Source organism: Sorangiineae bacterium MSr12523, from assembly GCA_037157775.1.
GTDB lineage: Bacteria > Myxococcota_A > Polyangia > Polyangiales > Polyangiaceae > Pendulispora > Pendulispora brunnea.
Genome location: CP089982.1, coordinates 6,334,476 through 6,355,468 on the forward strand (window position 1 = coordinate 6,334,476; position 20,993 = coordinate 6,355,468).

Consider the following 20,993-nt stretch of genomic DNA (forward strand, 5'->3'; position numbering starts at 1 on the left):
CCGATCCCGATCCCGCTCCCGAGTTTTTGCACGAAAAGACGGGAACGGGAGCGGTCCGAGGGCGGGCCCCTGGATCACTGAAGCTGGATGGACTGGATCCCCCAGTATCCGCTTGCCAAGAAAAGCCGGTCGTTCTGCCGCGAGATGTTTCCCGGCCAACCCTGTGCCCGCACGAAGCGGTCGTAGGTGGGGGCTGCGTCGGCCTGCAACCGGTAAATGTCCATACCACTCCCCCACCCCGACGTGACGATGGCGCGGTCGCCCTCGACGCCAAGGAGCCAGCCCCACCCGCGCTGGGACGGTGCACGGCGGTCGATGGGGCGGCGCGGATTCGTCAAGTCGAATTCGTGCAACGTGACCCGCGAGTCCGTTCCGGTCTGGTAATCGTACCGCTGCACCGAAGCGTACGCCTTGTTGCCGCGCACGAAAACGTTGCCCACGTAACCATCGAGCACCGTGCTGCTCTGGAGATAAGCCTTGCGTCCGACGATGCGGGCCACGGACAGATCGTCGCGGGCCTTTCCGCTCCACCATCGGTAATCGGTGAAGTAGAGGAGCGACGGATCGGTCTCCGATGCGCCCACGAGCAGCCCGGGCACGTTGATGCGCGAGCCCACCCTCGGGTGCGCGCGGTCGCTCAGATCGATCTGATCGAGGTAGTAGCGCACGGTGCCCTGGCTGGTCCGGCCCGATTGCGGATCGTACACCGGCCAGTTGATCCACTCGTAATGGGTCACGTAAAGCTTGTCGCCAACGGCCCGCATGTTCCCCCACCAGGAGCGGTAATCCGAGGAGATGGGGGTCGTCGTCAGGTTCGGGGCATCCGGGTTCGTGATGTCGACCACGTACAAAGTCTGGTTCGCATCCCAGGTGCCATCGGACTTGTACTTCGGGTAGAAGCGCCGGAAGGCCAGCGCATTGCCCTCGACCTGCACCACGTCCGAGCCACCGAACCAGTCGTACCAGTAGCAGCCGCCCCAACCCCAGTAGTAGTAATTGTTCCCGGCCTCCACGGGCAGGGCCACCTTGCCGCGCAGCGTGGCCGTGTCATTCGCGAATTCGACGACCTGCACCTGCGGCACGTACGAGTAGCACGTCGGAGCAGGCTTGCCGGGATCGGCGGCCCCGGGGCTCTGTCCATTGCCGCAGATGACCTCCTTGCGCACGTTCGTCACGACGTAACTCAAATTGCCATTGCGGAAGACGCGCGCGTTGTTCCCGTCGATCTTCACCGTCACGGCACCCGAGGCATCGGTGTGCTCGTCCACATTGTCGAGGGGCAGCATGCGGATCTCCGACTGCCGGTCGTCGTACCCCCACCAATCCGTGGAGACCTCGGCCACGGTGTTGCCGTCGGGCCGCGCATCCACGACGTTGCGCGCGAGGGTGACCTCCTTGACGACGTGCGGGCTCGCCTTGTTCGTGTAATCGACCACGCTCAGCGCCTGATCGCTCAGCGACACGAGACGGCCTTTGACGAAGATGCCGCGCTCCACCCAGCCATGCGATCGCGCCGCGCCCGCGGTGCGGATCGAATCGGGCGTGTACTCGATGAGTTGAAGCCCGTTCTGGTACTCGTACGTCTGCGAGCTCCACCCGCTGAAGGGCAGCACCACCAGGCCCTTTTCGGCATCCTTCACGAATGCCTTGAAGGTGCCCGCCGCCGGCGTCCACGCCCAGCCTTCACCAAAGGTCGAGCGCCCGATGAGCGAAGGTGCCGCGGGGTTGCTCACATTGAAGTATTGGAGCGTCACTTTGTTGGCCGACGTGCGGTAATCGCTCCCCAACGCGAAGAGCCGATCGCCCGATGGAATGAAGTTCCAAATCGTGCCCCCGACGACGGTCTGCCCGGCCAATTTGGGCGCGGAGGCGTTCGAGAGATCGTAAATTTGAACCGGCGTGTCGCTGCCTTGTGGATTGTAGTAATTGGAGCCCGGCGAAAGGTACATGCGCGTGCCGTCGAAGCGCGCGGCGACCGTCCATCCTGTCGAAGGAATGGAAAGCTCCGAAGCGCGAACCGGTACATCGGGATTCTGGAAGTCGACGGTGGAGAGGACGTATTGGCCCTGCTGCATTCCGCAGTACGTGCTGCCGCACCCGAGCAAGTGCGCATATCGCTTGTCGGCAAAGTCGAGGTTCCAGCGACCGTTGTCCGTGCCCCATCCCTGCACGGAGCCGTTCACCTCGATGCGTCCGCGCACGCCGATGGTGCCGAGCGGATCGGAAATATCGAGGTAAACGAGCTCGCTCCGCCCACTGGGCTGGCTCCACGGCTGCGAGGGATTCGCCGGGATGTCGTGCGCCAGCATGATGCTGCTGTCGGTGACGTTGAAAATCGAGCTGTAGCCGTCGAACTCGTACGAGCCCTTTTGCGCGATGGCGCCGCCGCCGAAGCCCACGCTGCTGACCACGACCTTCGGCCCCCGGCTCGTGCCGCTGCTTCCGCCGGCGGCGTCCCAACCGTAGTACCAGCCGTAGTCCTCGCTGACCGCGTAGAGCACGTCGCCGACGATGCGGGTGTCGCGCACCCAGCCGCCGAGCTTTGCCTCCCCGAGGAGCTTGATCTCCGCGGGGTTGCTCGCGTCGAGGCCGCGAACGACGGATCCGTGGAAGGGCGAGCCGTCCTCCATCGTGCCGTACCAGTCGGCCACCACGATGGTCGCGATGCCGTTGCGGATGAACATCTCGACCGGGCTTCCGTGGATGCTGCTGCGCCCGAGGAGCTTCGGCTGGTCGACGTTGCTGACGTCGAAGACCATGAGCCCGCGGTAGGCGTTGAGGTAGTAAAGGCGGTCGCCCTCGACCCGATAGAGATCGGTCTCCTCGACCTTGCGCGGGTTGGAGCTGTCACCGCCCTTTCCGCCGTTCTGCTCACTGGTGGGTGCGCCGCCATCGGCACCTTGGCCCGCCGACGCTCCCCCGAACGGGTCGCCGCCGAGGGGCGGGGCCGAGATGAAGTCGGATTGTCCCGGGTTGCGCTCCTCCTCCGGTCCCGAATCGGTGGACGAAGAGCAGGCCGGCACGGCGACGACGGCGCCCGCAAGGGCGAGCAAGGAAGCCAAAGGAAGCGAAGGACGCAAACGGGAATGGCGCATACCGATCGGAAGAGCACGGGGTGTGCCGGCTGCATCGGATCGCTATTTGCCGCTTCTTTTCGCGGCCGCGTTGTTCGTGCGGGCCAGGCAGGCGAACCCGATGTGTGCCACTTGGCACATGAGCGACGGCTCGCCCGGGCGGGGGCTGTGCGCTACAAAATCAGGCCATGAGCATGAGGATCCGGCAGTGGGCCACGGTCGTCGCATGCGTCGGGTTGGCGACGTGCTCGAACCTCGACAACATCGACGTCGACGCCCAAGGCGAAGGGACCATTCCGGCGGCCACACCGCTGGAGACGCTCCTCTCGAACTTCGACCTTGGGGCGTTCAACCGCATCGACTTCTCCCAGAGCTTCAAGAACCAAGGCGCCTCCAAGGACGACGTCGACTCGGTGCGGGTGAAGTCTTTTCAGTTGAGCATTCCGGCACCGCCCGGGCAGACGTTCGACTTTCTTCAATCGGTCGCGTTCTACGCGGAGAGCAGCGGGCAGCCGCGTGTGCGCATCGCGCACCTCGACGCGGTGCCGAGGGGCGCTTCGTCCTTGCAAGTGTCCATCGACCCGGGTGTCGAGTTGAAGCCCTACGTCGTAGCGCCCCAAATGAGCATCACCACGGAGGCCACCGGATCGCGTCCGCAGCAGGAAAGTACGGTGAAGGCCGAGGTGACCCTCGACGTCGATATCCACACGGGGTGTGAGTAGCGCTCACGGGGACGGGAGCAGCTCGCACGACTGAAGACGCGCCGCGACATGACCGCCGGCGGGGGCAATGAACCCGGTGACGGTCGCCGACTTGCCCACGATGAGATTGCCCGCCTGCTCCGGCGGAAGCGTGCACGAGACCGCGCCCGATCGGTCGTGCAGCACCACGCGAGCGCCCGCAAGCTCCCGGACGACGCCTACCACTTTGAAAAGCTGGCCGGTGTACTTGGCATTCGCTTTTCCCGGGTCGTCCGTGAAGTCCTTAATGAACTCCATGACATCGAGCTGCGGTGCCGCCGCCCGATCGATGGCCTTCCCCGCCGAGTTTGCGGCGGACGCGGCCGCCAGCGCCTGGGTCGCTCCCAAGCCCGCTTTCTTGTCTGCACGCCCGTCGCAAGCCGTCATCCAAACGAGCGACACGACGAGCATCAGCCGGGCATACCGTGGGCGCACATTCCGCGTAGCGCATAACCCCTTTGCGGGTCGCAAATCCGAGGGGTGATGGCCGGGGGTCATGGCGAATCTCACCTTGTGGCCCCCAGATCGCGCTGGGCTCCTGCTCGAAGCTGACACACCCATTCGACCCTTGGCTCGCGCGCGAGCTTATTCGAATTGGAAGCACTTGCGGTGGAGGAGTCTTCGCTCAATGTAAATTTCGACATGCTCGAGAGGACCTTTGCTGCCGTCCGTGGTCGCTCGAAGCCGCTGCCCTCCCGGTTACCACCACGCCCGACGGCCGGGCAGGTGGGGGGCCAGGTTGGCCGCAGCACGCCCGTTGGCCACGTCAGCCGCGTCTTTCGCGACGTCTACGAGGCGGAACGTTTGAGCGCCGGGGCCATTCCCCTGGCCCGCAAACAGGAGCCCCTTCGTGCGCTGGCCGACGCGGCCTTCGCGCGGCTCGGCAAAGAGGCCCGCCGCCGCGGCCTGGAGCTCCAAAACGACGTGGACGAGGCCCTCGCCGTTCCCTGCGATCCGGAGCGGATTCTCAAGGTGCTCCTTCATTTGATCGAGAACGCCATCGGCGCCTGCAAGGACCACGGGCACGTCGTGGTCGATGCCCGCCCCATCGAAAACGGGGTGCTCGTCTCGGTACACGACGAGGGCGCCGGGCTCGATCCACGAGCCTGGCCCTACCTGTTTCGCGAAGGATGGAAGGATCCGAGCCGCAAGGGAGAAGGGCTAGGTCTCACCGTCTCGAAGGCCATCGTGCACGCCCACGGCGGCAAAATCTGGTGCGAAAGCGCACTCGGTCGCGGCACGACGTTTCGGTTCACCATTCCGAACGCGCCACCGAGCCGCAAGCCGGAGGAGGCCGACGAGGCCGAGCAGCGCGAGGAGCGGGAGAAAGCCGAGCAGCCCGAGGCCGACCACGAGCCCTCACCTCAGAGCGCTTCTCCTGAATGAACGGCGGAAGAATCAACTCTCCTTCTCGTTCATCGAGATGATACCGTGATCGAGCTTTGCCCAAAGACTCGATCGCCGATCGCGTAGAACGGCTGCAAATTCCGTTTAGTGCTTACGGGACGGATCCTTACGGTGTGTCGAAGCGGCACCTGATACGCATTTTCACGGCGGCGCGCTTCTTCTACCGGCACTACTTCTCCGTCGAGACCCACGGCCTGGTGAATGTGCCGCCGCGCGGGCGGGCGATGCTCGTGGGCAATCACTCGGGCGGCATCGCCATCGATGCGGCGATGGTCTACGCCTCGATGTTCTTCGAGATGGACCCGCCGCGCCTGGCGCAGGGCATGGCCGAGAAGTTCATCAACAAGTTTCCCTTCGCCTCCCTCTGGTCGAGCAAAGTCGGCCACTTCACGGGCTTGCCCGAGCACGCCGAACGGCTCCTCGAAGAGGACCGGCTGCTCATGGTCTTTCCCGAGGGCGCGCGCGGCACGGCCAAGCTTTTTCGCGAGCGCCACTCGCTCGTCGACTTCGGCACGGGCTTTCTCCGGCTCGCGCTCAAGACGAAGACGCCCATCATTCCCTTCGGCTTCCTCGGCGGCGGCGATGCGCTCCCCACGGTGAGCAACGCGTACAAGCTCGGCAAGCGCCTCGGCGTTCCGTACATTCCCATCGTGCCGTATTGGCCACCGGTTCCCCTTCCCGTGAAGCTCGAGATCCACTACGGCGCGCCCATGGTTTTCGAGGGCACGGGAAGCGAAGACGACGAGGTCATTCAAGGCTACGTCGACGAGGTGAAGGCGAGCATCAAGCGCCTCATTCATCACGGCTTGTGTCTGCGGCGCGGAGAGCCCACCGCCTCCGTGCACTTCGGCGACGAGGATCGCGATATCCGATGAAGATCGTCATACCCGGCATTTCGGGAGGCGTGGGGCAGAAGCTCGCCCTGCACCTTCTCGGCAACGGCCACGACGTGGTCGGCATCGACGTGCGGCCGTGGGCCGATGCGCCGAAGGAAATCAGCGTGCATCGCGTGGACATCCGCAAGCGCGCCGCGGAAGACGTCTTTCGTCGTGTGCGCCCGGAGGCCGTTGTGCACATGGCCACCGTCACGTCGTTGATGATGCGCGGCGAAGAGCGCCACCGCATCAACCTCGGCGGCACGCGCGCCGTGTTCGAACACTGCCGAACGTACGGCGCCAAGCATTGCATCTTCGTAGGTCGTCACACGTTCTACGGGGCCGCCGCCGACTCACCTCTTTTTCATACAGAGGACGAGCCGCCCATGGCGCTCTCCACATTCCCCGAGCTCGCCGATCTCGTTGCGGCCGATCTTTTTGCCGCAACTGCACTCTGGCGGTTCCCCGAACTCGTCACCACGGTACTACGTGCATGTTACACACTCGGGCCGACGGGGCATGGCACGTTGGCAACGTATTTGCGCGGACGAACCGTTCCGAGTTTGCTTGGCTTCGATCCTCTATTTCAATTCATGCACGAGGATGACGTTGTGACGTCCATTGCGCTCGCGCTCGAACGTCGCATACGCGGTATTTTCAATGTTGCGGGTCCACCGCCCGTTCCCTTCTCGGTGATCGTGCGCGAGACGGGGCGCAAACGCCTTCCGCTGCCGCAATTTCTCATCGATCGCACGCTCGGACGATGGGGCTTGCCGCGTCTGCCACGCGGCGCACTTAGTCATGTCAAATATCCCGTGGTGGTGGACGCGAGTGCGTTCCGGAAGGCGACGGGATTTCGTCATCTGTATGATGAAGTAAAGACACTCGCGGCGTTTCGTTCCGCTTTCCCTCCGCCGATATCCCACGACGCGTGATACTCTAGGCCGCCTTGAGCGCCAAGAAACCCGAGAGTCTCAACGAGACCCCCGACGGCGGCCGAACCCCGGAAAAACACGGGGCAAAAGGTACTCTTGTCGTCGGTGAGATCATCGCCGGCAAGTTCCGGGTCGATCGCATCCTCGGTCAGGGAGGCATGGGCGTCGTGGTGCTCGCGACGCACTTGGTGCTGGAAGAGCAATTCGCACTGAAGCTGCTGCGCCCCGAGCTCGCCGCCGATCCCGAAATCGTCGAACGCTTCTCGCGCGAAGCGAAGGCGTGTGTGCGCATCAAAAGCGAATACGTGGCGCGCGTGCACGACGTCGGCATGCGCGGAGACGGCACGCCCTTCATGGTCATGGAGTACCTCGAGGGCATCGACCTCGGCACGGCGCTGCACGAGTCGGGGCCATTGCCCATCGCCGAGGCCGTCGAGTACGTGGTGCAGGCGTGCGAGGCACTTGCGCAAGCGCATGCCATCGGCATCGTGCATCGCGACATCAAGCCGGAAAACCTCTTCATGGTGAATCAGATGGAGGGGTGGAGCTCCATCAAGCTGCTCGACTTCGGCATTTCCAAGGCCATCCCCGCACCGCGCTCGCAGGACTTCGCCGCACGAAACAGGCCCGGAAACGTGCGCGAAACACGGATGATGGGGACGCCGCATTACATGTCGCCCGAGCAGATGCAGCAGCTCGAGACCATCGACGGTCGATCGGACATCTGGTCGCTCGGTGTGGTCCTCTACGAGCTGCTCACCGCGCATTACGCCTGGGACGGGGCCACGGTGCGCGAAGTCACGCAGGCCATTCTCAAAGGCAAGGCGCCGCTGCTCGAAGAAGTGCGGCGCGATGCACCTCCCGGGCTCTCGCACGTGATCGAGCGCTGCCTGGAGAAGGATCCCGAGCTGCGCTACGCCAATGTGGCGGAGTTGGCCATTGCGCTTTTGCCCTTTGCACCGCGCCGGGCGCGCATCTCGGCGGAGCGCTCGGTGTCGGTGATCCGCGCCGCCGGGCTCTCGCGGGCCGACTTCAAGGTGCCCACGTCGATTCATCCGCCTTCGTCGCTCGCCTCGACGGGGCCGGCGATTTCGTCGGCATCGTTCCCCGCGGTGATCTCGCGCGAGGCGCCGACGATGCCCGACGTGAGCGCGGAGCTGGCCAAGCGCGCTGCGGTGGAGAAGCGCACGCGCACCCTGCTCACCGTGGCGGCGGGCGCAGGCATCGTGGCCTCGGGCCTGGCGATTGGGCTTTTGACGATGCAGCCGCGCCCGGGACATGACGCGCGCACCCCGGCGCCTTCCAGTGTGGGGGGTGCTGCACTCGCACCGGCCACGCAGCTTTTGAGCGCCGCGGCCGAAGCACCGAAGGCGATGCCCGCCGCGGCCGTAGCCTCCGTCGAGGCTCCCGTGGCATCGGCCGCATCGAGTGCATCGGCCGCATTGGCTGCATCGACGCCGGCCACGTCGGCAAGTGGCAAACGCCGCGTGCGGCCTCGTTTGAACGAACCCCCGGTAGGAGCGGCACCCGCCGATGGAGGCGAGCCCGATCTCGGTTACTGATGCGCACGCACGTCCACTTCGCCTTGGCGCCGCTCGTAGCGTTCTCGTTGGTCGCATCTTCGGCGTGGGCCCAGCAATCTGACGATCCCTCGGCCATCGCCGCCGCGCGCAGCCTCGGCGTCGAGGGCGTGAAGCTCGCCGACGCGGGCAACTGCTCCGAGGCCATTCCCAAGTTGGAACGCGCCGAGGTGCTTCACCATGCGCCCACGACGTTGGGACGCCTCGGCGAGTGCCAGATCGCGCTCGGCAAACTCGTGCTCGGCAGCGAGATTCTGCAAAAGGTCGTGCGCGAGCAGCTCCCGCAAAGCGCCCCCTCGGCGTTCGTCCACGCGAAGCACCGCGCCAAGCGCGCGCTGGAGGAGGTGCTGCCGCGCATCGCAAAGCTGCACCTCCGCGTCGAGGCGCCCCCCAATGTCACGCCCGCCGCGGTGCGCGTCGCGCTGGATGGCGATGCACTCGGTGCGGAGTGGATGGACATCGATCGGCCCATCGATCCGGGTGTGCACACGCTCACGGCCACGTCGGAAGGGCACGCGGACGCGAGCAGCACGGTCACCTTGGCCGACGGCGAGCGCGCCGAGGTGACGCTCACGTTGACGGCGAACCCGGAGCCCGTACCGGAGCCGCCGCCTCCCGTGACCGCCGAACCGCCCCCTGCCCCGCGGCCTGCCGAGGCTTCGCCCAAGCCCACGCCTCACCCCGCCCTCGCGCCCGCGAGCGAGCCGTCCAACGTGCGCCACACGGCGGGGTTGGTCCTGCTGGGCGCATCGGGCGCGGCGTTCGTGTTCGGCGGCGTTTTCGGCCTGATGGCCCTCGACACGAAACGCCAGCTCGACGATGCGTGCGGCCCCACCAAAGCGTGCCCGGCGAACCAGCAGAACGACATCTCGGCGTTGAAGACCCAGAGTACGCTGGCCACCATCGGCTTCGCCACCGCCGGGGTCACCCTCGCGGCGGGCGGCGTCCTTCTCTTGACGGAGCCCTCGTCGTCCACCGCGTCCTCGTCGAACCGCGCGAGCGGGCTCTGTATTGGCCCGACGTCGGTCTCTTGGCAGGGACGCTTCTGAGCGACCATGCGATTCGCGCCCGTCGCGTGTGTCTCGTTTCTCGCCTGCGCCGTCGGGTGCAATGTATTGCTCGACGCCTCGAAGTACCACGTGGGCTCCGAGGACGAAGACAGCAGCCTCGCGTGCACCAAGAACGACGACTGCCGGCGCGCGATGGGCGACGACGGCATCTGCCCCGCGTCCACCTTGCGATGCGCGCGAATTCGATCCGCCGAGTGCACGCGCGTCCTCGGTGATGCCACGAGCGACGACGCCGTCATCATCGGCTCGCTGTTTCCGTTGGAGCAGACCTCGGGTGCGCCCATCGAAAACGGCGTGGAGGTCGCCTTCGAAGACTTTCGCAGCGTAGGCCTTCCTCCGGTTCCGGGAGGCACGCGACGGCGACCGCTGGTGCTCGTCGCATGCAACGACCAGGCAGATGGCCCCACCGCGGTGCGCGCGGCGAAGCACCTCACCGACGACCTTGGCGTCCCCGCGATCATCGGCTCGGGCTTCAGCAACATCACGCTGCAAGTGGCCAATCAGGTCACCATCCCGAAAAACGTGCTGCTCATCTCACCGTCGTCGACGAGCCCCACGCTCACGCACCTTACCGACAATGGCTTGGTCTGGCGCACGTGCCCGTCGGATCTGATCCAAGCCGAGGCGCATCTTGCGCTGATGCCGCACATCGAACACGACGTGAAGCTCGCCACCGGCGCGGAGAAGATCAAGGTCGCCGTCCTCCACAAGGGCGATCCCTACGGGCGCGGGCTCGTGGAGGCCCTGAGCCCGAAGCTCGTGTTCAATGGGGCCAGGGCGCTCGATCAAGTGGACAGCGGCTTTTTCCTGCGCCGCGACTACGGCGATCCGCAGGATCCGAATGCGCAGCCGGACTACCCGGCGACGGTGCGGGACATCGTGGCCGTCGAGCCGCACGTCATTTTTCTGTACGGAACGACGGAGACGGTCACGCAGCTCATCGCCCAGACGGAGGCCACATGGCATACGTCGCTTGGGTACCGCCCCTTCTACGTGATGGCCGATGGCAGCGCCGTTCCCGAGCTGTCGACCTACCTGGCCAGCGTCCCCGATGACACGCGCCGGCGCATGCTCGGGACCAAGCCGGGCACGGTGGGTCCGAATTTCGAGGCCTTCAAGTCGACGTACCTCTCGCGCGTGCACGACGGCACGTCGCCTGCGGCCACGTGGGCGGTGAACGCCTACGACGCGCTCTACACCGTGGCGTTCTCCATCGTCGCCGTGGGGGCCGATCCCCTGCGAGGGCCAAGCCTCGCGCACGGTTTCGAGCGCCTGGTGTCGGGTCCCCGTATTTCACCAGGCTCTTCCAGCGTCAACGGTGCGTTCGACCTTCTCCTGGCCGGCACCTCGATCGACTACGACGGTGCCTCGGGTCCACTCGACTTCGATCGCGCCACCGGTGAAGCTCCGTCCGATATCTTAATTTGGTGTATGCAGCGCGACGAAGGTCCGCAACACAGCGACACGCCCTCGGAACCGCGCATTACGCCGGTGTACTACAGCGCCTCGGACCGCAAGCTGGCGGGAGGCCTGCCCGAGATTCGTGCGTTCTGCGGCTTTTGAAGGACGAAACGTGGTGTAGTCTACCGCCCTCGTGCCGGCTTTGCCTCGTCTTGCCTTTGCGCTCAGCGCGCTCGCCTTCTCGGGCTTCTTCCTTCTCTCCCGCGTTTCGCGGGCGGATACGTACTCGAAGTACGAGCAGCAGACCATCGACGGCGTGCTGGAGGAGATGGCCGCCAAGTCGCCATCGGGCCACGCGTACCAGGTGGATGCGGCGCCCGAGGGAAAGACCATCGAGCGCATCGACATCGCCCGCATCGACGTCTTCGAGAAGCGCGATCCGGTGCCGCTCTTTCTCAATGTCTTCCATACCTTGACCAAGGAGCCTGTCATCGCGCGAGAAGTGCTCGTGCGCGAGGGGCAGCCTTACCGGCAAGATCTCGCGGACGAAACGCAACGCAATCTGCGGCGGCTGCCGCAATTGTCGCTGGTCATCGTCGTCCCGCTGAAGGGCAGCTCGCCCGATCGGGTGCGCCTCTTGGTCATCACCAAGGACGTCTGGTCGCTTCGCATGGGCTTCGACATCGGTCTGAGCTCCTCCGGCCTCGAGTCGCTCTTGCTCGAGCCCACCGAATCGAATCTCGCGGGCACCCAGCAGCTCGTGCTCGGCCGATTCACCTACCGGCCCAACTCCTTTTCGCTCGGCACCGCCTACCGCGTTCCGCGCGTGCAGGGCCTATGGCTGGCGTTGAACACGGATGCGAACGTCATCGTGAACCGTGAACGCGGCAAGCCCGAGGGCTCTTATGGCATCGTTTCCGCCTCGCGCCCGCTGTACTCGAAGTACACCGAGTGGGCGTGGAACTCGCAAATCGCGTGGCGCGACGAGGTGCTACGCCGCTATGTTGGCGTGAAGGTCGCCCGCTTCAATGCGCGCGACACCCCGGAGCAGGACGACATTCCGTTCCAGTACCGCGGGCGCCGCTACACCTCGACGCACTCCATCACGCGATCGTTCGGGCTCGAGATCAAGAACGACTTCACCGTCGGCGCGGAGGTGAACCTTCGCAAGTACGAGACGGCCTTCGACGCCGACCTCCCCGACGGCGCACCGCGCCCCGTCTTTTCGCCGGTGGCCGTGGCCGAGTTCGAGCGGCGCGCCATGCCCCGCAGCGATACGCGCGTGGGGCCGTTTCTACAGTGGCACGGCTACACCAACCGCTTTCATCGGGTGCTCGACTTCGAGTCGCTGTCGCTTCAAGAGGACTACCGACTCGGTCACGATCTTTACCTACGCGTCTACCCGGTCTCCGGTGGCCTGGGCTCGTCGCGCAGCTTCCTCGGCGTGTACGCGGCCGCGCAGTACACCATCCCCTGGGGCGACGGCCTGGTGCGCGGCAGTGTGGAGGCCACCAATGAGTTCGAGTCGGACCGGATCAGCGATGCCTCCGTCGAGGTCGACCTCCGCATCTCGACGCCCCATTTCGGCTTCGGGCGGCTCGTCTTCGACACCGCGGTGCTCGACCGGTACCGCAATTACCTGAATCGAAACACCTTCCTCGGGGGCGATACGCGGCTGCGGGGCTTTCCGAGCTCGTTCTTCATCGGGAAAGACGTCTTCGTCTCCAACGTGGAGTTCCGCACGCGGCCGATTGCCATCTTCTCCGTCCAGCTCGCGGGCGCCCTCTTTTACGACGTCGGCAACACCTTCGACGGATTCGACAACATGGACCTGCACCAATCCGCCGGCGCGGGTTTCCGTGTTCTGTTTCCTCAGGTCGATCGCATCGTCTTCCGAGGCGACTTCGGCTTTCCGCTCGACCGGCCGCTTCCGGCCGGCGTGCAGCCGGTCACCTTCTACTTCACCTTCCAGCAGGCCTTTGGCCTGCCGGGGGTGGGGACGCTGCCCGGTCAGGGCACGGCTTCGACGTGGGGAATGCTTGGCCAGTAGGTTTGGCCAGTAGGTAGAGGGCCTAAACGGCCTTGCGGCGGAACATGGGCGCCGCCGAGTGGCCCTGGGCCGGGCGCTTGGGCGCTCCACCGGCTCGGGGCTGCTGTCCGCGGAAGCCTGATTCGGCCGCTTCCTTGGCGCCCCCTTCGCCTTCGGCTTCCGCCTCGGCCTGAGCTTCGGCGGCGGCGGCAGCGGCTGCGGCCGCAGCGGCGGCGGCTGCGGCAAGCTCCGCCGAGCGCGCTGCCTCGTCCGTGGGGAGGTGGCACTTCTTGTATTTGTTTCCCGAGCCGCAGTGGCACGGGTCGTTTCTTCCGAGCTTGATGGCCGTCACAAGCACTTGTGTACGATTCGGCGCTTCATCGGTCAATGAAAAGACAGGGTCTGCGACGCGCCAAGACGTTGCGCGGTGCGCGAATCGTGGAAAGCTTTGGTCCGTCAAGTCCATTTCGGCGGCGCTCTTGGCTCCGATCGATTGTTGGGTTGGGGCTGGCGAAAGCAGGGCGCTGCACCACGTTTCGAGCGAGGTGGTGCCATGGATCAGATTCTCAGGCTCCGGACATGGATCGAGCAACATCGTGACGTGTGGCTCGACCTGTTGCGCATCTACATGGGCTTTGCGCTGCTCGCAAAAGCCATTTCCTTCATGCAGCACATGTCCGCATTCATCGAGACGATGCCCATCAAGGACGGGGCCGTCGCGCCCGCAATGCTGGCCCACTACATCGTGGTCGCGCACGCCGCGGGTGGAATCATGCTCATGTTTGGCATTCTCACCCGCGTCGCCGCCGCGGTGAACATCCCGGTCCTCCTCGGCGCCGTGTTCTTCGTTCACTGGCACGAGGGTCTGTTCCAGCCGCAGCAAACCCTCGAGCTCGCGTTGCTGGTGCTCTTCATCCTGGCGCTGCTCACCGTGGTCGGTGGCGGGCCGCTGTCGGTGGACGAGCGCCTCAAGAAGAACGAGCACGACATACCGACCGTGCCACGGCACCACCACGTGTAGCGGGAACTACACCGAGAGCAGAACGCCGCGCGCGCGTTCGTGGGTCGATTCGGCAATCGCCTGGGCGTACAGGAGCACCTGCGCCTCGTACTCGCGAACCCGCTCCGCGATCTCGGCGTCCGTCTTGTAGTCGACCACGGTCCAGATGTGGCCGTGCTCGTCCCGCTCGCGGAACGCCAAGTCGAGCACGCCCTCCAGCAGGGCACCATCGGCCATGTGGCAGAGGATCGGCGACTCCCGCCGGCACTCCACGGCCGCGCGCGCCCGGTCGAAGATGGGATGCGCGAGCGCGGCCACCACGGCCACGGTGGCCGCCTCGATCTCCGCGCCGCTCGCCCCCACGAGCCGCGCCTGGATGCGCGCGACCTTCGCCACCGCGTCCGGTCCGGCCGTCAAGTCCACCGCCGCAAAAGTGGCGTGCACCAATACGCCGAATCGCTTTCCGCGGGGCCGGCCTTCCCGGCGGCCTCCCGTGGTGACGAGGAGCTCCACGCGGTCTGCGCTGGGAGCCGTGGGGGTGCCTTCTCCGTGCGAGACCTCCGTCACCGTCCGCACCACCCGCGACGGCGTCTTGCCCTTGGCGATCGCCTCGTCCCTCTCCCTTCGCCAGAGTGCGTGCAGCCTTTCGCCTGCTTCGGCGACCACGCCCGCTTTGTCGGCCTCCAAGATTCGTTGCTGCCGAAGCCCGACGTCGTGGTGCTTGTCGAGCCCCAGCGCATTCGGATCCCACCACACCACGGAGTGCTCTCCGGCCATCGGCCGATGCAACCCCGGCTTCACCGCCTCGTGCACGTCACGGCGTGCGCTGTCCGGCCGCTCGCGCACGCTGTCGGGCCCGAACTCCGGACAACCCGGCGCCGCTTCGGGGTGCCGCCGCGCATCTTCCGGCGGGTAAATCGCGGGATTCAATGCGCTGGTCCAAAAATCCCCGGGCACCTCGTCCCCGAGCACGGGCACCACGAGCATCTCCCGCGCACGCGTTGCCGCAACGTAGAGCAGCCGCATCGCCTCCTCGCCGTCTTGCTCGAGCACCTCGTCGCGGTTCACCAGAAGCTCGTGCGGCGATGCCCCCGCGAGCGGCATGGCCCACAACCGCCGTGACGCATCGACGTAGCGCGATGGCTCGGACAAGGTCGGCTTGGCCGTGGGATCCGCCAGAATGACCACCGGGAACTCGAGGCCCTTCGCGCGGTGCACCGTCATGATGCGCACGCCGTCGGTCCCCTCCTCCACCACGGGCGCCTCCGAAACGCCTCCGCGCTCGGCCTCGTCTTTCATGTATTCGACGAAGGACCGAAAGGACGTCGCCCCGCGCGATTCGAACCGCCGCGCGATGTCGAGCACGCGCAGCACGTTGGCCAGCGCCTGCTCGCCCGTCGGCCAAATGGCAATGCCCGCGTGCGCCCGCGTGGCCTCCAGCACGTGCACGATGGTGTCCGCAATGGGCCGCCGGTTGCGCCGGCGGTGAAGATGCGCCAAGAGCAACATCGCATCGCGCACGGGCCGCGTCAGATCCGTCAGCAGCTCCGGCTCCACGCGCCGGAACGGGTTCAAGTCGCCCCGGATGCGGTGTCGAAAGGCCAGCAGCGCATCATCGCCCAACGAAAAAAACGGGCCGCGCAAGGTCGCGAACACGGATAGCTCGTCGTCCGGCCACTCGATCGCGCAGAGGGCATTCACGATGGCCACGACTTCCTCGCGCGCGTGGTACGAGCGGCCGCCCACGAGGACGTGCGGAATGCGCCGCGCTTCCAGCGCCCGCACGTAGGGCCGCGTCACGTCCGCGCCGAAGTTCTGCAGCCGCTTGAACAAGAGGCACACGTGCCGAGCTTCCAGCGGCACCGCACGCCCGCCTTCTTTCTCGGCGATGGTCCACCCGCTTTCGTTCAACAGATGATCGATGAACGCCGCCACGGCATCGGGGAACGAATCGTCGATTTTGAAATTGACGATCTTTCCGTAGTCGCCCCAAGGCCGCGGCACCGGAAGGGCCACCACCCCGGGCATCGGTGCCTTCTTGCTGTCCTCGCGAAACGGCTCCAGCGCCACGTACGTCGCCTGCGAACCGCGCGCGTTTCCCTGCATCAGCGGGGCGAAGGTCGCATTGATGGCCTTTTGAATCGAGGGCACGCTGCGAAAGCTCGTCGACAAATGCAGCACGTCGGCCCCCGCCTCGGCCAGGCGCCGTTTGATGCTCTCGTACAGCGCCACGTCGGCGCGCCGGAATCGGTAAATCGACTGCTTGGGATCGCCGACCACGAACAACTTGCCCGGCACCGGTTTGATCCGCATCGGATCGCTCTCGGCCGGATCGTCCGCCGCCAGCAGCAACAGGATCTCCGCCTGCAGCGGATCGGTGTCCTGAAATTCGTCCACCAGAAGATGCGAAAACCGCGACTGAAGCTCCTTGCGCACGTCCAGGTGGTCGCGCAAAAGGTTGCGGGTCAGGAGCAGCAAATCCAGAAAATCAAGCTTCCCTGCGCTCCGCTTGCGCGCCTCGTACTCGGCCACGAGCGGCCATAGTTCCTCACGCAGGCCCGCCGCGAGATCGGCATCGGCGCGCTCGAGCACCGCTTTCAACTTCTCGTGCGTGCGCGCCCGATCGTCGAGCACCTGCTGGCGTTCGAGGCCCTTGGTGTACCACCTGCCGCTGCCCTTCCAGCCCCAGAGCTTTTGCCGGCTCAAGGTGCGCAGCTCGGCTTCGAGGCCGTCGTAGTCGCGCTCACCGCGCACGGCCTCGCGGCGATCGGCTTCGCCCACGTACCGTGCGATCTCGGCGAAGCTCTTGGCCAGCCAGGAATCCTTGTAGTCTGCACGCGGTGCGAGATCTCCGAGCGCGCGCAGCTCGACGAGAAGCTCGTCGATGGCCGTGCGGCGGTCGAACGGTACATGCTCCCAGGGTGTGTCGAAGTCGCGTTGCTCGATGAGCGCCGAGACGGCGTTGGAGAGCACGTGGCGCGGGCCGACGGCATCGCGATCGCGGGAGCGCCGGCGCAGGACCCGCTCCACCGACAGCGATGGCGAGGCCAATTGACGCTCGAACCATGGTTCGAAGCAATCGCGCAGGATGCGCTGCTTGCCGTCGTCGTCCGCCACCTCGAACAGAGGGTCGACGCATGCCTCCACGGGGCGCTCGCGCAAAAGGTCCGCGCAGAAGCCGTGGATCGTTCCAATGTGCGCGGCCTCGAGCTCGGCCAGCGACGCATCCAGGTTGGCCCGCTCCGAACCGGTCACCGCTTCGGCCGTCTTGTTCTGCCGCGCGTTCTCGATTTCCGTGCGCAGCCGCAGCTTCATCTCGCCGGCCGCCTTTTCGGTGAACGTGACGGCCACGATGCCCGAGAGCCGTGCGCGCCCTTTTCGCACCAGCGCGAGCACGCGCCCCACGAGCTCCGTGGTCTTCCCCGTTCCCGCGGCCGCCTCCACGACCAACGTCGTGTCGAGGTCCTCGCGGATACGCTGGCGCGCCGTTGCGTCGGTGAGCGGCTTGCGAAGTGTGCCGAAAAGGTCGCTCATGCGCGCCTCCGCAGGGCGACGAGCGGCGCCAGCGGCGCTTGGTCCTTCACCTTGCGCGTGCGCAGCTCCTCGTACGGGCCGCACACGCGCAGGTAGTCGCAGTACTGGCACGCGCCCTCGTCCGGCGCCGCCGGCAGCGCTCCTTTTGCAATGGCGTTGCCGACCACGCTCACCACGGTCTTGGCCTCGACGCGCGCGGCATCGTCCAGCTCGATGGTCACCTCTTTGAACTCGCCCGTGGTGGTGCAGTAATAAAGGCGCCCGCCGTCCACATTTTTCCCTTCGAAGAGCTTCTCCAGCGCGAGCGCGTAGAAAATCGGCTGCAAGGTCTGCCCGCCGCCAATCTTCGTGGTGGCGGTCGCGCGCACCTTGCCGGTCTTGTAGTCCGTCGCGCGAAGCGTCCCGCGCGTGCTCTGCTCCACGCAGTCGATGGAGCCGCGCAGCAGGATGCCCTCGTCGAGCGACAGCGGATCGTCCACGCTGACCGGATCGCGCGCGCCCTTGTCCTGCAAGCCGAACGAGAGCTCGAAGTGGGTCGGCACCCACTCGTCGTCCTCGGCGTCGCGGCGGAGCATCTCGCGCAAGTCCGCGGCGATGGATTCGATGCCGTCCTTCCACACGCGATCGATCGCCGGCGCCAGATCGTCCTCGTAGCGGGCGGCCACCTTGGCCAGCACGCGATCGAGCTCCGCCTCGACCGCGCGCCGGTTCTCGCGCGTGACGGGGAGCATCCCTTTTTCGCGCAGCCCCACGTAAAGCTCGTACTGCACGTCGTGCACGAGCGAGCCGCGCTCCAGCGGGGAAAGCTCCTCGATGGGCGCCGGCTCCTCGCGCGGGCCGAGGCGGTGAATGGCCTGCAGCACGAAGCGGTACGGGCACGCGGAGAAGTGCTGCAGCGCCGTCGGAGAAAACGAGCGCGCCGTCAGGTTGTGCGCATCGAGCGCCTCGCGCGCCTCGCCGGTCACGTGCAGAAGGCCATCGGCGGGCCACCACTTGGGATGCCACCGGCGCGCACGCGTGCGCAGGGCACGGGCCAGGTGCGGGTTGGTCGAGAGCAGGTAGCGCGCCGTTCCGACGGTCTCGCCCTCCGGCTTTTTCAGAATGGACTCGAGCAGGGAAAGATCGTGCTCCGCGGCATCCACGGCATCGCGGGCCTGTGCGGGCGCCGGCCATCCGATGCGCGCATCGCCCACGCGCTCGGCGCGGCGGGCCAGCTCGTCGAACCCGGGCAGCCGTCCTTCCGCCGCGCGCAGCACTTCCAGCCCGTAAAACGACGGGGTGCGCGGGCGCGACTGCTCCACATCGAGCCGCGGGTACGACAGAACGAGCCGCGCGTTGGCCGCCCCCACCGCGACACGAAGCGCGAGGCGCTCTTCCTCGGAGCGCACGCGGTTCGTGATGAGATCCGTGTCCTTCCTGAGGCGGATCCGGTCCGGCAAAATCGGGTCGTCGATGACCTTTTGCGGGAAAATGCGCTCCGCCAGGCCGGGAAGGAACACGACGTCGAAGGCCAGCCCGCGCACTTCGTCGGTGGATGCAATGTACACGCACCCGTAGCGCCGTCCGCGCGGGGGTACGGTGAGCTCCGTGAGGCGGCGCTCGAGCACGAGGCGCACCTCGGACAGCGACACCGGGCCGACCCGGCGCAGCGGCTCGAGCTCGGCCAACACCGAGAGCACGCGCTCGGGGCGGCGCAACGCACGCGTGGCCATGGCGCCAAGGCGATCGATGAACTCGCCCCAGTGTGCCTTTTCGGGAAGCTCGGCCAAGTCGTCGAGCAGGGGTAAGGCGTAGCTCTGCAAGCTCCCGAGGTCCGCGAGCTCGCGCCGGATGGCGATGGCGCGGGCGTGATCGCTCGGGTAGACCGTGAGCTCGCGTTCGAGGCCCTTGGCGCGACCCGAAAGGCGCCGGTCCCAGCGCGCCCGCCCGCCGATGACGGCCGCGTCGACGATGAGCCTCTCCCAGCGGTACGGCGCACGGAGTGAGCCGCCGATGACCGCGGTCGACGTGGGACCGTGCGCGGCCACGTCGGCCTCGTCCTCGGGCTCTTCGAGTTCGGCGGTGCGCTCGAGAACGCCGGGCAAGAAGTCTTCATCGGGGACGACCCAGCGCTCGCTCCCCTCGAGCGCCGCGGGTGGACGCCCCGCGTCGTCGGCATCGGGCACCTCGCTCAGCGAGAGGTACTCGGAAAAGCGCCGCGCGGAGAGCTTCTCCGTCGCGCACCGAAGCAGTGCCAAAAAGGCTCGGCCGGCGGAATCCGGCCGCACCGTTCCGCGGGCGAAATACGCGGGAATCGCGGCACGGCGCAGCGCCTCGACGAGGTGCGCGCGGTAAGCGCCGGGGGCGCGCAGCACGATGGCCATGCGATCGAACGGCACACCGCGCCCGGCCTCGCGCAGAATGCGGCGCGCGATTTCGATGCTTTCGCGGCTCTCGCCCGGGGCCGAGAGCATCTCCACCGCATCGTCGGCGTCGCCCGGCTCCGTGGTCGGCGAAAAGAGACCGCGCTGCAGCCGCGTCAGCGAATCGGGCCTCGCCGCGCGATCCATGAGGTGCACCGCACGCACCCCCAGCGCGGCCTCGAGGTGCTGCTGCGCGCGCTCGTCCCCTTCCGGGTACGTCGCCAGGACGCACTCCGCGCGCGCCGAAAGCGCAGCGAGAAGCTCCGCTTCCCGCGCCGTGCGCAGCGGCACGTCGACCAGGACGAGTGGCACGTCGAGCCATGGATGCTGCGTCGTTCGGTCGCGCGCCGCTGCGACCGCCAGCTCGAACACGAGCGCGCGGTCGGCGATTTGGTCGGCCTCGAGCTCCGTTTCGAAGGCGTCGCAGAGCCGTTGCAAATCGTCCTCGCCGATGCTGCGCGGGGCAATCTTGGCCATGCGCAGCTCGTCGAAGGTGCGCGCCAGCGCGCGCGGAAGACCCGGCCGATCGGCCACCGCCGCAAAGCGCCCGAGCTCGTTTTCCTGGTTTTCGCCCAGGCGATGCACCACGCGCGTCGCAAGTGCTTCCAGGGTGAGACGGCCCGAAGGCACGAGCCCGCGTTCGGCCAGCCCGGGCGCGGCCAGGGTGGCCGCCAGACGGGACAAGGTGGTCCGCTCCCAGCCGAAACTTTGACGAACTTGCGCTCCGGCTTCGCGGCCGATCTCGAGAGCGACCTCCAACGTCGGACCGAGGATGACGAGTCGCGTCGTGTTTCCGCGTGACGCGAGCCACGACACAGCGCGTGCAATGCGAAGCTCCGCCCGCGACGATCCGACAACGATCCGTCGGGGTTCGGTGCTGCGTGCAGAGAGGAGGTCGAGCTGGTTCATTCCGGTTGGTCGAAGTTCGCGTGTTTCCGTCTGTTTC

14 protein-coding genes are annotated in these 20,993 nt (G+C 66.5%); 9 read left to right on the top strand and 5 right to left on the bottom strand.

What is annotated here, in order from left to right:
* Positions 1-74 precede the first annotated feature (74 nt).
* Positions 75-3,095: a beta-propeller domain-containing protein gene (locus tag LZC95_24455; protein ID WXA99955.1), complete on the bottom strand. Its 3,021-nt coding sequence runs from the start codon at positions 3,093-3,095 to the stop codon at positions 75-77.
* A gap of 167 nt (positions 3,096-3,262) precedes the next feature.
* Here LZC95_24455 and LZC95_24460 point away from each other — a divergent pair, with 167 nt between their 5' ends.
* On the top strand, positions 3,263-3,796 hold the full coding sequence (locus tag LZC95_24460) for a hypothetical protein (protein WXA99956.1): 534 nt from the start codon (positions 3,263-3,265) through the stop codon (positions 3,794-3,796).
* A 3-nt stretch (positions 3,797-3,799) separates the two neighbouring features.
* Here LZC95_24460 and LZC95_24465 read toward each other — a convergent pair whose 3' ends face one another.
* Complete coding sequence (locus LZC95_24465; GenBank protein ID WXA99957.1) at positions 3,800-4,225, bottom strand: OB-fold putative lipoprotein; 426 nt, start codon at positions 4,223-4,225, stop codon at positions 3,800-3,802.
* Positions 4,226-4,456: 231 nt separating this feature from the next.
* On the opposite strand from LZC95_24465, the gene LZC95_24470 reads away from it, so the two are divergent.
* The 7 genes from LZC95_24470 to LZC95_24500 all read left to right on the top strand — a co-directional run bounded on the left by LZC95_24470 (position 4,457) and on the right by LZC95_24500 (position 13,132).
* Positions 4,457-5,200, top strand: a complete 744-nt coding sequence (locus LZC95_24470) for a HAMP domain-containing histidine kinase (protein ID WXA99958.1) — start codon at positions 4,457-4,459, stop codon at positions 5,198-5,200.
* 71 nt (positions 5,201-5,271) lie between these two features.
* Entirely contained in the window at positions 5,272-6,096 is an 825-nt protein-coding gene (locus LZC95_24475; protein ID WXB00218.1) for an acyltransferase family protein, read from the top strand.
* Positions 6,093-7,031 (top strand): SDR family oxidoreductase, encoded by a 939-nt coding sequence (locus LZC95_24480; GenBank protein WXA99959.1) that lies wholly within the window; start codon positions 6,093-6,095, stop codon positions 7,029-7,031. The genes LZC95_24475 and LZC95_24480 overlap by 4 nt, the downstream gene beginning before the upstream one ends.
* Before the next feature lie 14 nt (positions 7,032-7,045).
* Complete coding sequence (locus tag LZC95_24485) at positions 7,046-8,593, top strand: protein kinase (protein WXA99960.1); 1,548 nt, start codon at positions 7,046-7,048, stop codon at positions 8,591-8,593.
* Entirely contained in the window at positions 8,593-9,660 is a 1,068-nt protein-coding gene (locus LZC95_24490) for a PEGA domain-containing protein (GenBank protein WXA99961.1), read from the top strand. Before LZC95_24485 ends, LZC95_24490 begins: the two co-directional genes overlap by 1 nt.
* Before the next feature lie 6 nt (positions 9,661-9,666).
* Positions 9,667-11,244: an ABC transporter substrate-binding protein gene (locus LZC95_24495; GenBank protein WXA99962.1), complete on the top strand. Its 1,578-nt coding sequence runs from the start codon at positions 9,667-9,669 to the stop codon at positions 11,242-11,244.
* A 31-nt stretch (positions 11,245-11,275) separates the two neighbouring features.
* Positions 11,276-13,132, top strand: coding sequence for a hypothetical protein (locus LZC95_24500; GenBank protein ID WXA99963.1), 1,857 nt, complete (start codon positions 11,276-11,278; stop codon positions 13,130-13,132).
* Positions 13,133-13,154: 22 nt separating this feature from the next.
* Here LZC95_24500 and LZC95_24505 read toward each other — a convergent pair whose 3' ends face one another.
* Complete coding sequence (locus tag LZC95_24505) at positions 13,155-13,463, bottom strand: SEC-C domain-containing protein (protein WXA99964.1); 309 nt, start codon at positions 13,461-13,463, stop codon at positions 13,155-13,157.
* A 201-nt stretch (positions 13,464-13,664) separates the two neighbouring features.
* Between LZC95_24505 and LZC95_24510 the strand changes: the two genes are divergently transcribed.
* Positions 13,665-14,132: a DoxX family protein gene (locus LZC95_24510; protein WXA99965.1), complete on the top strand. Its 468-nt coding sequence runs from the start codon at positions 13,665-13,667 to the stop codon at positions 14,130-14,132.
* Positions 14,133-14,138: 6 nt separating this feature from the next.
* On the opposite strand, the gene LZC95_24515 is transcribed toward LZC95_24510, so the two are convergent.
* Both LZC95_24515 and LZC95_24520 read right to left on the bottom strand, forming a co-directional pair.
* A complete protein-coding gene (locus tag LZC95_24515; GenBank protein ID WXA99966.1) occupies positions 14,139-17,645 on the bottom strand; it encodes a UvrD-helicase domain-containing protein in 3,507 nt (1,168 codons plus the stop codon).
* Positions 17,642-20,956, bottom strand: a complete 3,315-nt coding sequence (locus LZC95_24520; protein WXA99967.1) for a PD-(D/E)XK nuclease family protein — start codon at positions 20,954-20,956, stop codon at positions 17,642-17,644. The genes LZC95_24515 and LZC95_24520 overlap by 4 nt, the downstream gene beginning before the upstream one ends.
* Positions 20,957-20,993 lie beyond the last annotated feature (37 nt).